The sequence below is a fragment of the Nostoc flagelliforme FACHB-838 genome (genome assembly GCF_014698065.1).
GTDB lineage: Bacteria > Cyanobacteriota > Cyanobacteriia > Cyanobacteriales > Nostocaceae > Nostoc > Nostoc flagelliforme_B.
In genome coordinates this window covers 20,193-39,395 of record NZ_JACJSI010000025.1, presented here as the reverse complement: position 1 = coordinate 39,395, position 19,203 = coordinate 20,193, and the positions used below count along the sequence as shown (strand labels likewise).

The following is a 19,203-nucleotide window of genomic DNA, read 5'->3' as shown; positions in this document are numbered from 1 at the left end:
AGCATTTCCAGGCAGAGGCTGGAAACGAGATTTGAAGCCCTAACTGAACTGTATTGGCTTAAAATCTACAATTTCGATATACAAAAATCCCCCTCTCACCTAACGGTATAGAGGGGGAGATAGCTAAGGTCAGAGGATATCTTTCAAGAATCTCAACCAAATTTACTAGCGGTTGAGGCTATGAGGAATGCTGCGTATGTAAGGATATAGCCAACTGTGAAGTGAGCTAGACCTACTAACCAACCCTGAACAATGGATAGAGCAACAGGCTTATCTTTCCAATAAACTAAGTTAGCCAACGGAGTGCGTTCGTGTGCCCAGACTAGAGTTTCAATTAACTCTTGCCAGTAACCACGCCAGCTAATCAAGAACATGAAACCGGTTGCCCAAACCAAGTGTCCAAAGAGGAACATCCAAGCCCAGACAGACAAATTATTTGTGCCGTAGGGGTTGTAACCATTAATCAACTGAGCGGAGTTAGCCCACAGGTAATCACGGAACCAACCCATCAGGTATGTAGAGTTCTCATTGAACTGAGCGACGTTACCTTGCCAAACACCTAAATGCTTCCAGTGCCAATAGAAAGTTACCCAACCAAGGAGATTCAGCATCCAGAAGATAGCCAGATAAAAAGACTGTTCCCAGGAGGAAGTTTGACAAGTACCGCCCCGACCAGGCCCATCGCAGGGGAAGGTAAAGCCGAAGTCCTTTTTATCAGGCATCAATTTTGTACCACGAGCATCCAATGCGCCCTTGACACAAATTAACGTGGTGGTGTGCAAACCTAAAGCGATCGCATGGTGAACCAGAAAATCACCAGGCCCAATCGTCAAGAACAGGGAGTTAGTACCGGAGTTGATCGCTTCTGTCCAACCTGGTAGCCAGACGTTACCGTAGTTGGGCCAAGCTGTATAGGCAATACTATCTGGGTTAGATAATAAAGTATCCATCCCATACACCAGTTTCCCGTGAGCAGATTGGATGAATTGAGCAAATACTGGCTCAATTAAAATTTGCTTTTCAGGAGTGCCAAAGGCAACTACAACGTCGTTGTGGACGTACAGACCAAGAGTGTGGAAGCCTAAGAATAACGATACCCAACTCAAGTGAGAAATAATCGCTTCTTTGTGCTTTAGTACGCGATCCAGGACGTTACCTTTGTTTTGTTCTGGGTCGTAATCCCGAACCCAGAAGATGCCAGCATGGGCAAACGCACCAATCATTAGGAAGCCAGCAATGTACTGGTGATGGGTGTACAGCGCCGCCTGTGTTGTATAGTCCTTACCAATGAAAGCGTAAGGAGGCAGCGAATACATGTGCTGCGCCACCAATGATAATGCAGTACCTAACGCTGCCAGGTGTATGGACAACTGGAAGTGCAGGGAGTTGTTGTAGGTGTCGTACAGCCCTTGGTGCGGTAAGTTGAACTGACCTTCAGTTTGGACGCCAAAGAAATTTCTGGCGTTGAGCATCTCTTTGATGCTGTGACCAATTCCGAAGTTAGTCCGGTACTGATGACCGGCGACGATAAAGATAACTGCGATCGCTAAATGGTGATGAGCCATATCGGTCAGCCATAGCGATTCAGTTTGGGGATGAAAACCACCCAAAAAAGTCAGAATTGCTGTCCCTGCGCCTTGAGATGTGCCAAACAGATGCCCTGCGGTATCAGGATTCTGAGCGTATACACCCCAGTCACCTCTCCAAAAAGGTGCTAAACCTGCTGGGTGCGGCAAAGTACTCAGGAAATTATTCCAACCAACATGAACACCGCGAGATTCGGGAATGGCAACGTGAACAAGATGCCCGGCCCAAGCTAGAGAACTAACACCAAACAAACCTGCCAGGTGGTGATTCAGGCGAGGTTCAGCACTCTTGAACCAAGCCAAGCTAGGACGGTACTTGGGTTGCAAGTGCAGCCAACCAGCAAATAAGAACAATGCTGCTAACAGCAACAAGAACACTGAACCTTGGTAAAGGTCATTGTTTGTCCGCATCCCAATGGTGTACCACCAGTGATAGACACCAGAGTAAGCGATGTTAACAGGATTGGTAGCGCCCCCTTGGGTAAAAGCTTCTATTGCTGGTTTACCAAAATGAGGATCCCAAATCGCGTGGGCGATTGGGCGAATATGCAGCGGATCTTTTATCCACTGTTCAAAGTTACCTTGCCAAGCTACGTGGAACAATAAACTAGATGCCCACAGAAAAATGATTGCTACGTGACCAAAGTGAGTAGCGAAAATCTTTTGATAAAGATTTTCCTCGGTCATGCCATCATGGCTTTCAAAATCATTTCCCGTAGCGATCGCGTACCAAATCCGGCGTGTAGTCGGGTCTTGTGCGAGATCCTGGTTAAACTTAGGATACTTTGTGGCCATGTATTTTAGTCACATCCTCTTAAACGCTAATCCCAGTTGCTAGTTCTAGTAAGCCAGCAACTTTTTGTAATTGAATCAGCACCCTTTCAGCCTTAAATTGGAGGTCAATTTTATAGCAAAAGCTGGTGAGTATTTAGGGTAAAACACGGTTACAGCAGAACTCAAGAGCAGAGCCAAAGACGCTTCGCCAAGGCATCAATCATAAATTGGGAAATTCAGAAGTAAAACAGGCTTTCTACCTGGCTACTAGACTTAAGTTTCTGTCTGCTGTAATTATTGGACTTACATTTTTAGGCGGTATGATGCAATTCATTTCTAGTAAAGTAATAAACTAATTAATGACTACTACTTCCATCTAACTAATGGAGGATATTTTTATTAAAGGAATTTGTAGTCTTGAATACACTCTCAAAGCTACAAAATTTACCAAATTTTTGTTGAAGATGAGCTTAAATTTATATAAAATTTCGTATCATTATGTAACGCAAAATTAAGCTCATGTTTATCTATAACTTAGTACGCAGTCATACCAAGAATTTGTACTTTTTGTGGGACTAAATTAGGTGAATTAGTTAGGGGTTAATAATTCCGTAGTAAATGGCGACAACACATAAGAAAATAGCCAATATTACCAGGGTAAAACCATAGCGAACTCGTGGATCGGGTAAGTCCTGATTGGTAATTACATTATCGCTTTGTACCTGAGTCATAGGCTCAGATTTCCCAGGTTCTTGAGGATTTATATACTTAGGTGTGTCCTCTGCCACGGGAAGATTATTTTCTGTTGTTGTGTTTTGATTTCCTTGGAATTTCATCGGATTTTTTGATATTTTTTTCGTAGCTCCTGCGCTTTTATAATTTCAAAAATTTACTAATGAGTACATCATTCTTGAGAACTACCTTAGCTCAATGTACGATTGCCTAGAAGGATTACTCAATGTGAAGTTGATCTGTAATTGCAAATACACTTCTTAAAAAGCGGTAGTTGTAAATATTAGACCTGTTGCATAAATGCAAAATTTGCCCACCCTGTGGGATCTTGCCATATCCCCCAACCCCTTTTCCTAAAATTGACAGAAGGGGAGCCAATTTATCTCAAGCTGGGGAGATGGATTTAGGTGAGGGCTTTTAATTCATGCAAGAAGTCTATTGAAATGCCAAACTCGATATCATACCGTAACCACGTTTTATTTCAAACTATAGATATACGCATATAAGCACAGATGAACCTCATAATTGTCTGTATTCATCTGTGGTTACTAATTTTCTATGAACGAAGAAGTCTCCAAAAAACTAGAGTTAATGAGACAAACCTTGCGTGAAAATGAAGTGCAAGGCGTGCGTTTGCGCGGTACAGACTGGTTTGCCTGGGCGACAGCTGGCGCTTCTAACACCGTGTTGCTTACTGCGGAAACTGGCGTAGCAGAAGTATTAGTAACTACTGAAGATGCTTGGGTATTGACGGATGAAATTGAAGCGCAGCGTCTTAAGGATGAAGAATTGCCAGCTGATTTTAAGGTGCATATCAACCCTTGGGCTGATGGTGCTGCCCGTGAGTCTTTTGTTCGTGATACAACTGGCGGTGGGAAAACAGTTAGCGATCGCCCTATCTCCAATTTAGAACAGCCGTTACCCCCATCTCTGCAAAAACATAAACGGGTAATGATGTCAAGTGAATTAGAGCGATATCGTCAAGTTGGGCAAAAAGCTAGTCAGGCAATGACAGAGGTACTTAAAGCGGCCAAGCCAACTTGGACAGAATATCAGTTAGCGGGTGCGGGTGCAGAGGCATTATGGGCAAAAGGGTTGCATCCAGCGCTGACACTGGTAGCGGGTGAGAGGCGTTTACCGCTATACCGTCATGCTACACCCACAGCAGAACAGATTGGACAGCAAGCGATGTTGGTATTTTGCGCTAGAGGTTACGGTTTGTATGCAAATTTGACACGATTTGTTTGTTTTGGCGAGCTTTCAGGCGAACGCGCCGAATTGCATTCCCATGTGCGCGAAATAGAAGCAGTAGTTTTAAATTTGTCCCAACCTGGAACCACTCTCGACACAGCTTATAACGCACTAGCCCAAGCTTATGAGCAGCATGGATTCCCCAATGCCATCCGTGAGCATCACCAGGGAGGAACCACTGGATATTTAGCGCGAGAAATCGTCGCCAATCCAACTACTACTGATACTTTGACAGAAGGTATTGCTCTCGCATGGAATCCCAGTTTAGCAGGGGCAAAGGTTGAAGATACTTTTGTAATTCTTAAGGATGGAAAGTTGGAAAATCTGACTTTTGATCCAAACTTCCCTAATGTTGAGGTAGAGGGAAGATTGCGCCCTGTACCTTTGTATAATTGAAGAATAATTCAGAATAAAGACGCTCTCTACGAGACGATGCGCGTAGCTTACTTCCCTGTAGAAGTGCGCGGACTTACTAACACTGTGCTATCAGTGGGAAATTCAGACTCGCCACTGATTCAAGATCGCCAAATTAAAAATTTGGTGAGGGACTAAAAAAAGTTTATTCAGCGTTCCACTGAACGCTCACATCAAAGTCCACCAGTCGCACAGAATTCAATTCTGTGGTAGTGGGGCGTTTAGCCCATTCTGACTTTTGACTCCTGAATTCTTTCTTGTTAAAAATTATGGATTTTCAACAAGTATTTGGTAAACCACCTGAAACTCAAGCCAGTGCGCCAGGAAGAGTAAATTTACTGGGCGAACATACTGACTATAACGATGGCTTCGTTCTGCCAACTGCAATTCCTCAATCCACTACGGTAGAGCTAGGTTTGAGTAGCGATGCCTGCGATGGGCTACGCCAACATCACTTTTACTCGGAAAATTTCAACGAGCAAGTGACCATTTCCGAGAGCAATCATACCCCGTCTGGATTTGCCAGTTATATCTTTGGCTGTATTGAGGTTTTGCAAAAAGCAGGATATACAATACCGTCACTTTCTGTATACGTCAAATCATCGGTTCCTATGGGTTCGGGTTTGTCTAGCAGCGCAGCTTTAGAAGTGGCAACGCTTCGGGCATTACGCCAACTTCTGAACCTTCCCATTGATGATGTTGAAATCGCCCAATTCGCCCAGCAAGCAGAAATTCACTATGCTGGCGTGCAGTGCGGCATCATGGATCAGATGGCTTCTAGCTTGGCTGATACTCAACATATCTTGTTTTTAGATACTCGGACTTTAGAACGCCAGGTGATGCCTTTGCCTGACAACGCGGAGATTTTGGTTATTGATAGTGGTGTGCCTCGTACCCTGGCAACTAGTGGTTATAACCAGCGCCGGGCTGAGTGTGAAGAGGCGGCGCGATCGCTAGGAGTTAAGGCACTACGAGATATTACTGATGCTGAAGTAACAGAAAAACTACCCGAACCTCTTTGCCGTCGCGCCCGTCATGTGGTTACAGAAAATAACCGCGTCTTGGAAGTATTGCAGGGAGTAACATCTGAGCGCTTTGGCGAATTGATGAACGCATCCCACGCCAGCTTGCGAGACGATTACGAAGTGTCTGTACCTGCCCTGAATACTCTAGTAGAACTGTTGCAAAAAACTCCGGGAGTCTTTGGTGCAAGACTTACAGGTGCTGGTTTTGGCGGCGCTTGTGTAGCTTTGGTTGTGGCTGGTGAAGCCAGAAATATTGCAATTCATGTTCTTGAACAATATAAGCAAGCGGGTTACAACGGACAAATTTTGGTTCCTTCTTTGGAGTTAAGTGATGCAGCCTAAAGTTGTTTACGGAAACGCAGCCGTTGAAGGTGTGAATCGTTGGGGATGGTTCATGGGTCACTTTATCACCCCTGAAGACGATCCGCGTTCCACGGAAATGCTAGAAGTAAAATGGGCTGTTCACAAAGCAGGTGATAGTAGAACTGAATGGGCAGTAAATAACCAAGCTGCTACGCTTTCAATACTCATTGACGGAGAATTTCGTCTGCAATTTGAAGATAGAGAAATTTTATTAACTTGTGAAGGTGATTATGTTCTCTGGTGTGCAGGTGTATCCCATTGGTGGGTTGCTGAGTCCGACTGCACTATTCTGACAGTCAGATGGCCTTCAAAGCCAGGCGATAGTGTTGAATTGCCTGGAGTGTCAAAGAGTTAGTTTGTTAAGTAATTGAGCATAATTAAGTTTAATTAATTGTTACGGAGAATTGGTATAAGCCACTAATTTGGAAAATAGTACGTTACCATCGACAAGCAATAAAAAAATCTCCTAGAAGTCTGATATTAATACGACTCTAGTTATAAGTTGAAGAGGATAAAAAAGATGGTTCAAAGTATAGGCGGTATAGTGAAATATTCAGCTACCGACCTAGACCTATTAGCCGGAGCACTGAATAAAGACGGAATTTGTGTCATTCGCGGTGTTTTTGAGCAAAAATTAATTGACGAGTGGGTACAAGCTTTTGAAAAGTTATTTCACGAGCGTCAAAATCAACCAGGTGGGTTGGCTCCTCGGGAAATTTCCCGCTACTATCTGACCTTGCCTTGGATTTACCCATTTGCTAATGAATTAGTTTTTGCCAATCCAGTGATTATGGGTATTTTAGAGCGCGTATTTTTCCAAGAATACGTGATGGTTCAAATGGGAGTTGATGTCCCATTCCAGGGTTCGGATTATCAGGAAACCCATCGGGACTTTCGTCCACTGTTTAGCGATCAGATAGTCACACCACTTTATGCCCTAGCAGTTAACTTTCCCCTGGTGGAAGTAACCGCAGACAACGGCCCGTTCCAAATGGCACGCGGGACTCATGTATTACCGCGTGAAGAAGGATTAAAGAAGGTTGCCAGTGGTGAAATTCCGATGGAATCTTTTTATATGCAGCCTGGTGATGTGATGGTGCGATCGCCTTTAGCACTGCATCGGGGTTCCCCAAATCGGACAAACCAACCAAGACCGATGGTAGTCATGGGCTATGCTATGCATTGGTTGCACACACCAAAGGTAGATTTGACTCTCCCAAAAGACTATTATGAAAGCCTGCAAGAAAAGCTAAAGCAGATGCTACGGTGTCAGCTGGTAGAAAGCTTACCTCAGAACAAAGTTGAAACTTACGTAAATTTCAAATACTAGTAGTCTGTCCCAAAAGTTTTGAGAGGTCAGTGGTTTCAGATCCCCGACTTCTTGAAGAAGTCGGGGATATAGCAGCCCAGCAAAATTAATGGGACAGATCACTACTGGTCTATGAAGTTAAGTTTGGGGGATAAGATCAGGAACCGCATTCGCATTAGCGTCTCCCCTTCTCCCAAAGGGAGAGGCTAGCGCCAAGGGAGAAGGATGCAAAGAGGAGGACACATCCGTGAGCGGGTTTCCCTACTTGGTCGCAAAGCGTTAGTCACAAAGGAAAAAGAAAAAGAGAGAAATAAAAAGTTGATTTACCAAGCATTGTTGGCTTGAGAGATCACTAGTGGAACAATGATTTTTGTTATTCCATAAATAATTGAGATGCAAACTTATACTAATCCGGTCTACAAAGGTTATTTTGCCGATCCTTTTGTTTGGCAACATGAAGGCGTATATTATGCGATCGGAACTGGTGCAGCCGAGGCAGAAGGAACAGTAGATGAAATAGCGGACGCACCAAATGTTAACTCCAATAACAAATCGCGTGTCTTTCCTTTGTTACGCTCTTTCGACTTTGTGAACTGGGATTTTGTTGGTAACGCACTACAGCGACCAGATCCAGCCCTTGGCGATAATTTCTGGGCCCCCGAAGTTGCTTACTGCGATGGACAGTTTTATCTCTACTACTCTGTAGGGCATGAAGACAAGAATCATCAATTACGTGTGGCTACAAGCGATACTCCGTTAGGGCCTTATCAAGATGTTGGTGAGCCAGTTGTAGATCCAAAGTCCTGTCCTTTTGCGATCGATCCGCATCCATTCTGTGATGACGATGGACAATGGTATTTGTTTTACGCCCGTGACTTTCTGGATACATCGGATGGAGTGCGTGCTGGCACAGCATTAGTAGTAGACCGACTCCAAACCATGACTAAGCTTGCTGGTGAAGGGAAAGTAGTTTTGCGTGCGCGATCCGATTGGCAACGGTTTTTAGCTAACCGTTTGATGTATGGTGAAATCTATGATTGGCATACTTTAGAAGGCCCCTGTGTTCGTAAGCATGAAGGTAAATACTACTGCTTTTATAGTGGTGGACGTTGGGAAACTGAGAATTACGGTGTAGATTATGGCGTTGCTGACAACGTGATGGGGCCTTATTCTGATGCAGGTAACGAAACTGGGCCACGGGTGCTAAAGTCTGTTCCTCATTTTGTTATAGGGCCGGGACATAACTCTATCGTTCTTGGGCCAGATGGGAACATTGAGTATATTGTCTACCATGCTTGGACGAAAAATATGGATATGCGGCAAATCTGCTTAGATATGCTGATCTGGAAAGCAGAAGGGCCCCTTTGCCAAGGCCCTACCTGGACACCGCAGACTATCAGCAACGATTGAACTTGGGGCTTGGGGACTGGGAATTCAAACCCCAACTAAATTGGGAAAAAGACTCTTTCCCAGTCCCGAAGCGCCCATTCTTTCCTAGCTTGCTGTGCTGTTCGCGTAGCATCTCGTAGAGAAGTTGGGGAGGAATGGGCATCACCCATTGAATTTAAAGATTTTGTGATATATTAGCACCGCTTACTTTGGCTGGTATAACAACGCTATAGAGCCAACAGTGCTGATAAGGGGACTTAGGCATCTGGTGAAAAAGAATGTAGAGACGTGTAGCACTGCTACACGTCTCTACAAGGGTTCTGGATAACGCTTATTTAAGTTCGCCAGATGCCTCTTAAGCAAAATATTGTTACCGAACAATGGCATTAAACCGAAAAATGTCTTACCCAAAGGCAACAATCCTATCTGAGCAGCAAGGCATAAGAAACTGCAAAACTACAATTCTACTAGGCGTGTAGTGCTACCATTGTTGTAAGAAATAATAAATAATAATAAATTAAATTTATTAATGTTATACTAACAATTATTATTTTAATTTATCTTGGTGCGAAACCGAACAGACAAAAAACTATATCTGCAATATTATTTTTTGCAAATATAAAAATTTGCGTTACATAAATTAATACTTTGCTTGAGATTATTGATAAAAAGATAGTGCCTAGGACTTAATACAGAAAGTAATTTTATATTTATTTTGATAGATGAATAAATTCAACATATAAGACTATTATGTAACTTAATTAACGCAACCAACTATTGATTATACCGATTCGATATTCAAAAGCAGCAGAATTATGTTGCAAACTTTTGTATGAAAGTGAGTTTGACGCTGCCTTACAAACAAAGAAAAGGTATTAGCGATTGGCTGATTTTGAATTAATCATTTAAATAACGAGAGAAACTATGGCAAGTGAAAAATCTCAAGTCCAAAACAATGGTGTCAGCAATATTATTTCGCCTAAGCAGCGTAAAACAAAGCGCTCGCAGCCAGTCGAAACGCAACCATCAAGTACATCACTGTTGAATTTAACTTCTTCTAATAAAAAAGTTCAATCGACAGAAACCTTTCAAGATACGCCTGACATAGTTTGCTTATCTCATTTGCGTTGGAATTTCGTTTATCAAAGACCACAACATCTGCTTAGTCGCTGCGCTCAAGGAAAGCGAGTGTTCTTTATTGAGGAGGCAATTTTCTCTGAAGAACCTTTGGCAAGGTTAGATGTAAGCGAAGATTCTAATGGAGTAGTTGTGGTTGTGCCACACTTACCACAGGGTTTAACCGAAGAAGCAATAAACGCAGATTTACAAGTATTAATTGATAGTTTGTTTGCAGAGCATAATATCAACAAGTACATTTGTTGGTATTACACCCCAATGGCGATCGCGTTTACCCGCCACTTGCAACCCCAAGCTGTAGTGTACGATTGCATGGATGAATTGTCTGCATTCCAAGGAGCATCACCCACTTTAAAGAATTACGAAGCCGAACTATTCAGCCGTGCAGACTTAGTATTTACAGGGGGACAAAGCCTTTACGAAAGTAAAGTGAACCAGCACCCCAACGTTTATGCCTTTCCCAGCAGTGTAGATGTCCCCCACTTTGGCCAGGCGAGAACTCTTCAAGAACCAGAAGATCAAGCTCATATTCCTCATCCTCGCCTTGGGTTCTTTGGTGTAATTGATGAACGGATGGATATTGAATTGCTTGCTGGAATTGCCGAAGCACGCCCCGACTGGCATTTAGTAATTATTGGCCCAGTTGTCAAAATTGATCCCGCAACTCTGCCACAGCATGAAAACATCCATTATCTCGGTGGCAGAGACTATAAACAGCTACCTGCCTATTTAGCAGGGTGGGACTTGGCAATGTTGCCGTTTGCGCGTAACGAGTCAACACGTTTTATTAGCCCTACCAAAACTCCAGAATATCTTGCCGCAGGTAGACCTGTAGTATCTACCTCAATTCGAGATGTGGTTCGTCCTTACGGAGAATCAAAACTGGTGCGAATTGCAGACACAGTTTCTGAGTTCGTTGCTGCCGCAGAACAAGCAATGCAAGAAGACACCCCAGCCTCAGAATGGTTGAGTCGAGTAGATGTCTTTTTAGAGAAGATTTCTTGGGATCGCACTTGGGCATCAATGATGAAGCTGATTGACTCTGCCATTGCTGCCCGTGATGGTGAAGAGAAAGCTAACTCCACAGGTGCGGTTAGTAAACAAGCACCAAATATCATTACCAGAGATTTTGTCTTTGATTACTTAGTTGTCGGCGCTGGTTTTTCTGGTAGCGTCATTGCAGAACGTTTGGCAACTCAGTCTGGTAAAAAAGTGCTGGTTGTAGACAAGCGCAACCACATAGGCGGCAATGCCTACGATCATTATGACGATCATGGCGTTCTCGTACACAAATACGGCCCCCACATTTTTCATACCAATTCCCGCGATGTTTTTGAATACCTTTCGCGCTTTACCAAGTGGCGGTCTTACGAGCATCGCGTCCTTGCCAGTGTAGACGGGCAACTTGTTCCTATTCCGATTAACCTCGACACCATCAACAAATTGTATGGTATGAATCTCAATTCATTTGAGGTGGAGGAGTTTTACAAATCCCTTGCTGAACCAATAGAATACATCCGCACTAGTGAAGATGTGGTGGTAAGCAAAGTTGGACGAGAACTGTATGAAAAGTTTTTCCGGGGTTATACCAACAAGCAATGGGGACTTGACCCATCGGAACTTGATAAATCAGTAATTGCCAGAATTCCTACGCGCACCAATCGTGACGATCGCTATTTTACCGATACTTACCAGGCAATGCCACTGCACGGCTTTACCCGGATGTTCGAGAATATGCTCAATCACCCGAACATCAAGGTAATGCTCAACACTGATTATCAGGAAATCCAAAAGGCGATACCTTGCCGCGAGATGATTTACTCCGGGCCTGTTGACGAATTTTTTGATTATCGCTACGGCAAACTACCCTATCGCTCGCTTGATTTCAAACATGAGACGCACAACACCCCTGTGTTTCAAAAAGCGCCAGTTATCAATTATCCCAATGAACAGCTTTATACTCGTGTGACAGAGTTTAAGTACTTAACTGGTCAGGAACACTCTAAAACTAGTATTGTTTATGAGTTTCCGAAAGCTGAGGGAGACCCTTATTATCCTGTACCGCGTCCTGAAAATAACGAAATGTACAAGCAGTACAAGGCCCTATCTGATACAACACCAGGAGTGTATTTTGTGGGAAGACTAGCAACCTACAAGTACTACAACATGGATCAATGTGTTGCTCAGGCTTTGTCTGTGTACAAACAAATTGCAGTCAAGGCTTAAATAATTCGTAATTCGTTTTTAGATCCCCCTAAATCCCCCTTAAAAAGGGGGACTTTAAGAGATTCTTAGCCCCCCTTTTTAAGGGGGGTTGGGGGGATCTAGGACTTTGAAAACACGCTCTAGTCCTAACGCACCGAAAAACTAGGATGGAGCGTTAGCCTGCGGCATAATACAATGCCAGTTGCTACAACGGATAGCGCAGCGTTAGCGAGTACTCGAGCGTCGGGAACTCCCGCAACGCACTGGCTCCCCTACAAAACTCGAAAATAACTCATCAAATAAAATATCAGCCTGAGTTGTAAATTATGGCTTCTGCTTTCGACTCGACGCTCAATACTCCTAAATCAAAACTTCCTCTAGAAGTTTGGGCTGGTGTAGAGTGTACGGTTAATCGTGTGGGTGAAGAGTATTTTGACCAGTTAGAACGTAATGGTCATGCAACCCGCTTGGATGACCTAGATTTATTCGCCCAACTAGGCATAAACGCCATTCGTTATCCAGTAATTTGGGAGCGAATAGCGCCCAATGGTTTAGAGAATGCTGATTGGTGGTGGGCGGATGAACGGCTGGGACGCTTGCGCGAACTCGGCATTTGTCCAATTGTGGGATTAGTACATCATGGTAGTGGGCCGCGTGATACCAGCTTAGTAGATCCAGAATTTCCTGAGAAACTAGCGGTTTTTGCGGCTGCGGTTGCAAAACGCTATCCTTGGCTCACACATTACACACCCATAAACGAGCCACTGACAACAGCACGATTCAGTGGGATGTACGGTCACTGGTATCCTCATGGACAGGACGATTTAACTTTCGCCCGTGCTTTGTTAGTAGAGTGTAAAGCGATCGCTCTTTCGATGCAGGCAATCCGGGAAGTCAACCCCAATGCCCAACTCGTACAAACTGAGGATTTGGGTAAAACTCATAGTACACCAAAGCTGTCTTATCAAGCAGAACTAGAAAACGAACGTCGTTGGTTGAGTTTGGATTTATTGTGTGGCCGAATCAACCCAACTCATTCAATGTGGGGTTACTTACGCGACTGTGGTATCAGCAAGACTGAACTTGAAGAATTTTTGCAATATACCTGTCCGCCTGACATTATCGGCATTAACCATTACCTGACGAGCGAACGCTTTTTAGATGAAAACCTAGAAAACTATCCAGCTTGGACACATGGTGGTAATGGTCGGGATAAGTATGCAGATGTAGAAGCAGTCCGAGTTTGTGCTGAGGGTTTGGCAGGGCCGCGGACATTGCTCAAAGAGACATGGGAACGCTACAAACTGCCCCTTGCTGTCACTGAAGTTCACCTGAGTTGCACCCGCGAGGAACAGCTACGCTGGCTCAATGAAGTGTGGAATGCAGCCCAAGAATTACGAGATCAGGGCGCAGATGTTCGTGCTGTAACAGTTTGGGCGCTTTTGGGCAGCTACGATTGGAATAGTTTAGTGACTCGCTCCGCAGGATACTACGAGTCTGGCGTGTTCGATTTGCGATCGCCCCGTCCCAGACAAACAGCGATCGCCAAGATGGTGCGAGATTTAGCTACTGGAAATAAACCCAATCATCCACTGCTTGATACACCAGGATGGTGGCATCGGCAAGAGCGCCTATTATACCCAGCAGTCAGTTGTCGCCTATCGCTCCCATCTCCCCCGCTTTCCTCCCCTGTTTCCAATCGTCCCCTGGCGATCGTTGGAGCCACAGGAACACTAGGCCAGGCTTTTGCTCGGTTGTGTGAAGTGCGAGGAATTTCATATTGCCTGCTCAGACGCCAAGATATGGACATTGCCAATCCTGCTTCTGTTAATAAAGTACTTGCCGAGTTGCAACCGTGGGCAGTTGTCAACGCTGCGGGATACGTGCGGGTAGACGATGCCGAACGCGAACCCGATGTTTGTTTAAAGGTAAACGCTGAAGGGGCAGCGATTTTAGCTGCTGCTTGCGCTCAACATAATGTGGCGCTGCTAACTTTCTCTTCAGATTTGGTGTTCGATGGTGCTGAGTCTAATCCTTATGTCGAAACAGATACCGTTGCGCCCCTGAATGTATATGGATGCAGTAAAGTTTTGGCAGAAAAGCTAGTGTTACAGGCTCATCCGGCATCGCTAGTGATTCGCACCAGCGCATTTTTTGGCCCGTGGGATGATTACAACTTTGTCACGATCGCCCTACGGCAATTAGCTGCTGGTAATACTTTTGTCGCAGCCGAAGATGCGATCATTTCGCCTACATACATACCCGATCTTGTCCATACCAGCCTTGATTTGCTGATTGATGGCGAGAACGGTTTGTGGCATTTGGCTAACAAAAGTGCTATAGCTTGGTCTGACTTAGCCCGATTGGTGGCGAAAAAAGCAGGTGTGAGTGTCAGTAGTCTAATTGCTCGTCCGACACAAGAACTTGGTTTAATTGCTGCCCGCCCAGCTTACAGCGTTCTTGGCAGCAATCGAGGTGAATTAATGCCACACCTTGACAGTGCAATTTCTCGCTACTTGGAAGAAAGAAATTAGTACAAAAAATTTTAGATTTTGGATTGGATTTCAATCTAAAATCTAAAATTCAAAATTCAAAATTATTTACAATACCCAATTATGTCAACTATTTTAGTAACGGGAGGAGCCGGATACATTGGCTCTCATGCTGTACTAGCATTGAAAAATGCAGGTTATGAGGTAATCGTTTTAGATAATCTGTCGAACGGACATCGAGAACTTGTAGAAGAAGTTTTGCAGATAAAATTGATTGTTGGGGATATGAGCGATCGCGCCTTACTTGATAATATATTTTCAACCCATAATATAGAGGCAGTAATGCATTTTGCTGCTTATATTGCAGTGGGTGAATCTGTTACCGACCCAGCTAAATATTACCAAAATAATGTTGCAGGCACTCTGACACTTTTAGAAGCAATGCTTGCTGCATCTGTTAAAAAATTTATCTTTTCTTCTACTTGCGCTCTTTACGGCGTACCAAAGTTTGTTCCCCTTACCGAAGAGCATCCGCAAGATCCCATTAGTCCTTATGCTACTAGCAAGTGGATGGTAGAACGAATTTTATCTGATTTTGATGCCGCCTACAATTTGAAGTCTGTACGTTTTCGCTATTTTAACGCCGCAGGTGCTGAACCGAATGGATTGTTGGGTGAAGACCACGAGCCGGAAACTCATCTTATACCACTAGTACTACTAACTGCTTTTGGTAAGCGCGAATCCATTTTGATTTTCGGCACTGATTACCCTACCCCAGATGGTACTTGTATCCGCGATTATATTCATGTGAATGACTTGGCACAAGCGCATATTTTAGGTTTAGAATATCTGCTCAAAGGTGGAGAAAGCGAAGTATTTAATCTAGGAAATGGCAGTGGTTTTTCAGTTAGAGAAGTAATAGAAACTGCGAAAAAAGTCACAGGCAAAGAAATTAAAATAGAAGAACGCGATCGCAGACCAGGCGACCCTCCGATTTTAGTTGGCAGCAGTGACAAAGCAACTAAAGTATTAGGTTGGCATCCTCAGTATCCCAATGTGAGCGAAATTATCACCCATGCTTGGCAGTGGCATCAACGAAGACATAAGTAGAGACAAAAGATTTCGCTGTTATACTCCCAATAAATGCACAATCAGGAATAAAGGCAATTTGAGGAATTATACCTGTTTTAAATGACCTTTGGAATAATTTAAAACTGCGATCGCAGTGCACGGCTGAAACCTTGTTTTCTCGTTGAAGTTGACCTAAGCCATAGCGGCAAAATTGTAACCCTCTAAGACTTAGGACTTCATTCTTTAGGTACTTGTAATCAAGTGGGAAAACTTGTTTAAATTAAATAATGGCTCAAAACAGGTAAAAATTAGTATTAGTTAATGAGCGTAATTGAATTTCAAAATTTACCTAATGCACAGCAGTGCCAAAAAAGCGCACCGCCCTATTTAGGGCTAGTTTGTATCACCTCTGACAAACAAGTGCGCTTTCGGACAATAACGCGCACCCGATACTTAAAACTTTCCCTTAGCGATCGCCAAAGTGCCCTGAGTGAACTGTATCGGCATAACTTACAGCGTTTACATGATGCTCTCTCCTTTTGTCAGCAGAATAAAATTCAGCTTTATCGGATGCCTTCTAATTTATTTCCCTTAAATGACTTAGAAGATAAAATTGGCGCAAATATATTAGAGGCAATGAGCGCTGATTTAGCAACAATTGGTGAACGAGCAAATGCATTGAGCATCAGAATGGTGTTGCATCCAGATCAATATGTAGTGCTGAGTTCTGATTCTCCCGAAGTGGTACAAGCGAGTATCAATAATTTAGCAGAACATGGACATATATTTGACTTACTGGGATTACCTCGATCACCTTGGTCATTGATGAATATTCATGGTGGTAAATCTCAACGGACTGAAAAACTAGTAAAAGTAATTTCCGAACTACCAGAAAATATCAAAAGCCGCTTGACTTTAGAAAACGATGAATACGCCTATAGTGCCGATGAAATTTTAGCAGTATGTCAGCAAGCTGGCGTGCCGATGGTATTTGATGCCCATCACCATATTTGCCACGAAAATTTAGATAGCTACGATCATCCAAGTGTAGCATCGATGTTTTATGCAGCGCGAGAAACTTGGACAAATCCAGATTGGCAATTAGTTCATATTTCCAATGGTGAGCAAGCTTTCAATGACAGAAAACACAGCGATTTAATTACCGATATGCCTAACGTTTACTACCAAGTACCGTGGATTGAAGTCGAAGCCAAACAGAAAGAGGAAGCGATCGCACATTTACGTTCTTGGTGGCTAATGAAAAATAATTGTACGTAAATTAGCGGCTTCTAGTCTATGTTCTCTGCACCTCTGCTGTTGTGTCTGGGTTAACCACAGTGAAATTTAGAGGATGTTTGAAAAGTTTTGTTCTTGGTAGCAAAACGTTTTAGATCCCCCTAAATCCACGCCAGTTGCTCATGGGGGAAACCCCCTTCTCTACGAGACGCTCCGCGTTGGCGGAAGCCTCTCGCAGAGAAGGCGCTAGCCTCTCCCTTTGGGAGAAGACCGCACTGGCTCCCCGATAAATTGGGGGACTTTGATTTCGGTTCCCCCCTTTTTAAGGCTTGATCGGGGAGATTAGTTAGTACCTAAAATCACAGCACTCAATTGGTCTATAAACCATTTTATAAGAGCTTTATGTTAACAGAATTATCTAGCCAACTTGCTTATTCCTGTTGATAGATTAAATCAAAATTAAAAAGACCAAAATGAAAATATACAGAGATGAAAATAACCTGTAAATTATTATTTTTATGCAAAAGATTTATGGCAATGTTCAGAACATCAAAGCTAGTCAGATTAAACAACTGCAACAGCTTTATGAGCAAAATCAACCAGCAGATAGATTAATTACGCCAGAATTTGCTCAAGGATTAGCTACAATCAGTCAAAAAATTCATCACCCGATTTGTTGTTATATAAATCGGCGTGGACAGATTATCCGAATTGCTGTAGGAACACCTCATCAAACTCAGATTCCGCCTGAAGAATTACCTCGACGCAGTGCGGAACGCTTGAGCGGAATTCGTTGTGTTGCTACTCAATTGAAATCAGCACCCCCTGATGAAGCAGCGTTGATTGCGATCGCACGTCAGCGTTTAGATGCTCTTGTAACCTTAACTGTCATTGATAGCCAAGTAAAAGAAGCTTTCCTCACTTACCTTTTCCCCGATCCAGAAAGCCCTTGGGTAATTTCACCTCCTCTAAGTTTGGATGACCTAATCGAAGAAGAATTTGATGTCTTAGTTGAAGAATGGGAGAGAGAAATTACTGAAGCAGGGCATGGAATATTCCTATCTCAAGAAATTGTCTCTGATCAAGACAGGGTGCTGCTGGTAGGAGTGCAAACAGAAGATGTTTCTGCCCAACGGTTTGAAGATGGACTTGCAGAACTAGTACGTTTGGTCGAAAGTGCTGGAGGAATTGTACTTGATACAATGCGGCAAAAGCGCGATCGCCCCCATCCCCAAACAGTGGTGGGTAAGGGAAAAATTGAAGAAATCACCCTTTTGGCTCAAAAACTAAGAGCTAATCTCATCGTTTTTGACCGAGATATTTCTGCATCTCAAGCCCGCAACTTAGAACAGGAAATTGGCATCCGAGTTGTAGACCGCACAGAAGTAATTCTGGATATTTTCGCTCAACGCGCTCGGACTCAAGAAGGTAAATTACAAGTAGAGCTAGCGCAACTCGAATATATGTTACCTCGGCTACGCGGTCGTGGCCAGGAGATGTCTCGATTAGGTGCGGGGATTGGTACGCGAGGGCCTGGTGAAACAAAACTAGAAACGGAACGGCGAACAATTCAACGGCGAATTGCTCAACTACAGGAAGAAGTAAACCAATTACAAGCACATCGCGCCCGTATTAGACAACAACGACAACTGCAAGAAATTCCAGTTCTGGCATTAGTTGGCTATACCAATGCTGGTAAATCTACTTTGCTAAATGTGTTAACTAATGCAGAGGTTTACACCGCAGACCAACTATTTGCTACCCTTGACCCAACAACCCGCAAGGTAGTAATTACGAAACCAGAAACACAAGAACGCAGGTCGATTCTGCTCACAGATACTGTAGGGTTTATTCACGAACTCCCGCCACCACTGATGGATGCGTTTCGCGCCACATTGGAGGAAGTAGTTGAGGCTTCGGCCATGATTCATGTTGTGGATTTGTCCCATCCAGCTTGGGAAAGCCATATTGCGAGTGTCCTAGAAATACTCGAAGAAATGCCTGGGATTCCAGAAAAAAGTTTGGTTGCTTTTAATAAGGTTGACCAAGTAGATAGCGAAACCTTGGCTAGAGTTCAACAGGATTATCCCGAAGCTGTGTTTATATCAGCAAGCCAGCGCTTGGGTTTAGAGACTTTCAAAATGCGATCGCTGCAACTAATTGACGAAAGAGTTAAAGCGATTGCAGTCCCACAAAATTCATACTAACTCAAGGAAATT

At 43.6% G+C, this 19,203-nt stretch carries 12 protein-coding genes; 10 read left to right on the top strand and 2 right to left on the bottom strand.

Going from position 1 to position 19,203, the window contains the following annotated elements; translation table 11 throughout:
• Window positions 1-152: 152 nt before the first annotated feature.
• Together psaB and H6G97_RS14810 are read right to left on the bottom strand one after the other, a co-directional pair.
• Entirely contained in the window at window positions 153-2,381 is a 2,229-nt protein-coding gene (gene psaB, locus H6G97_RS14815) for a photosystem I core protein PsaB (RefSeq protein WP_190941394.1), read from the bottom strand.
• A gap of 572 nt (window positions 2,382-2,953) precedes the next feature.
• Window positions 2,954-3,196: a hypothetical protein gene (locus H6G97_RS14810; protein ID WP_190941392.1), complete on the bottom strand. Its 243-nt coding sequence runs from the start codon at window positions 3,194-3,196 to the stop codon at window positions 2,954-2,956.
• 454 nt (window positions 3,197-3,650) lie between these two features.
• On the opposite strand from H6G97_RS14810, the gene H6G97_RS14805 reads away from it, so the two are divergent.
• From H6G97_RS14805 to hflX, 10 genes are all read left to right on the top strand, one after another.
• Complete coding sequence (locus H6G97_RS14805; protein ID WP_190941390.1) at window positions 3,651-4,739, top strand: M24 family metallopeptidase; 1,089 nt, start codon at window positions 3,651-3,653, stop codon at window positions 4,737-4,739.
• Between the two features lie 287 nt (window positions 4,740-5,026).
• Window positions 5,027-6,124 carry a galactokinase gene (galK, locus tag H6G97_RS14800; protein ID WP_190941388.1) on the top strand — a complete coding sequence of 366 codons (1,098 nt, stop codon included), beginning with the start codon at window positions 5,027-5,029 and terminating at the stop codon, window positions 6,122-6,124.
• Window positions 6,114-6,500 carry a signal peptidase I gene (locus H6G97_RS14795; RefSeq protein WP_190941385.1) on the top strand — a complete coding sequence of 129 codons (387 nt, stop codon included), beginning with the start codon at window positions 6,114-6,116 and terminating at the stop codon, window positions 6,498-6,500. Before galK ends, H6G97_RS14795 begins: the two co-directional genes overlap by 11 nt.
• Before the next feature lie 165 nt (window positions 6,501-6,665).
• On the top strand, window positions 6,666-7,475 hold the full coding sequence (locus H6G97_RS14790) for a phytanoyl-CoA dioxygenase family protein (RefSeq protein ID WP_190941383.1): 810 nt from the start codon (window positions 6,666-6,668) through the stop codon (window positions 7,473-7,475).
• 372 nt (window positions 7,476-7,847) lie between these two features.
• Window positions 7,848-8,864, top strand: a complete 1,017-nt coding sequence (locus H6G97_RS14785; protein WP_190941381.1) for a glycoside hydrolase family 43 protein — start codon at window positions 7,848-7,850, stop codon at window positions 8,862-8,864.
• A 903-nt stretch (window positions 8,865-9,767) separates the two neighbouring features.
• A complete protein-coding gene (gene glf, locus H6G97_RS14780; protein WP_190941379.1) occupies window positions 9,768-12,206 on the top strand; it encodes a UDP-galactopyranose mutase in 2,439 nt (812 codons plus the stop codon).
• Window positions 12,207-12,511: 305 nt separating this feature from the next.
• The gene (locus H6G97_RS14775) at window positions 12,512-14,719 is read left to right on the top strand and encodes a family 1 glycosylhydrolase (RefSeq protein WP_190941377.1); all 2,208 of its coding nucleotides are present in this window, start codon (window positions 12,512-12,514) and stop codon (window positions 14,717-14,719) included.
• Window positions 14,720-14,800: 81 nt separating this feature from the next.
• Window positions 14,801-15,787 (top strand): UDP-glucose 4-epimerase GalE, encoded by a 987-nt coding sequence (gene galE, locus H6G97_RS14770; RefSeq protein WP_190941375.1) that lies wholly within the window; start codon window positions 14,801-14,803, stop codon window positions 15,785-15,787.
• Between the two features lie 282 nt (window positions 15,788-16,069).
• Window positions 16,070-17,026 (top strand): UV DNA damage repair endonuclease UvsE, encoded by a 957-nt coding sequence (gene uvsE / locus H6G97_RS14765; RefSeq protein WP_190941373.1) that lies wholly within the window; start codon window positions 16,070-16,072, stop codon window positions 17,024-17,026.
• Between the two features lie 476 nt (window positions 17,027-17,502).
• On the top strand, window positions 17,503-19,191 hold the full coding sequence (gene hflX / locus H6G97_RS14760) for a GTPase HflX (RefSeq protein WP_190941371.1): 1,689 nt from the start codon (window positions 17,503-17,505) through the stop codon (window positions 19,189-19,191).
• Window positions 19,192-19,203: the final 12 nt, after the last annotated feature.

Excerpts from the sequence above, each read along its gene's own strand:
- psaB (WP_190941394.1), bottom strand. The coding sequence starts at position 2,381 with ATGGCCACAAAGTATCCTAAGTTTAACCAGGATCTCGCACAAGACCCG.
- H6G97_RS14810 (WP_190941392.1), bottom strand. The coding sequence starts at position 3,196 with ATGAAATTCCAAGGAAATCAAAACACAACAACAGAAAATAATCTTCCC.
- H6G97_RS14805 (WP_190941390.1), top strand. The coding sequence starts at position 3,651 with ATGAACGAAGAAGTCTCCAAAAAACTAGAGTTAATGAGACAAACCTTG.
- galK (WP_190941388.1), top strand. The coding sequence starts at position 5,027 with ATGGATTTTCAACAAGTATTTGGTAAACCACCTGAAACTCAAGCCAGT.
- H6G97_RS14795 (WP_190941385.1), top strand. The coding sequence starts at position 6,114 with ATGCAGCCTAAAGTTGTTTACGGAAACGCAGCCGTTGAAGGTGTGAAT.
- H6G97_RS14790 (WP_190941383.1), top strand. The coding sequence starts at position 6,666 with ATGGTTCAAAGTATAGGCGGTATAGTGAAATATTCAGCTACCGACCTA.
- H6G97_RS14785 (WP_190941381.1), top strand. The coding sequence starts at position 7,848 with ATGCAAACTTATACTAATCCGGTCTACAAAGGTTATTTTGCCGATCCT.
- glf (WP_190941379.1), top strand. The coding sequence starts at position 9,768 with ATGGCAAGTGAAAAATCTCAAGTCCAAAACAATGGTGTCAGCAATATT.
- H6G97_RS14775 (WP_190941377.1), top strand. The coding sequence starts at position 12,512 with ATGGCTTCTGCTTTCGACTCGACGCTCAATACTCCTAAATCAAAACTT.
- galE (WP_190941375.1), top strand. The coding sequence starts at position 14,801 with ATGTCAACTATTTTAGTAACGGGAGGAGCCGGATACATTGGCTCTCAT.
- uvsE (WP_190941373.1), top strand. The coding sequence starts at position 16,070 with ATGAGCGTAATTGAATTTCAAAATTTACCTAATGCACAGCAGTGCCAA.
- hflX (WP_190941371.1), top strand. The coding sequence starts at position 17,503 with ATGCAAAAGATTTATGGCAATGTTCAGAACATCAAAGCTAGTCAGATT.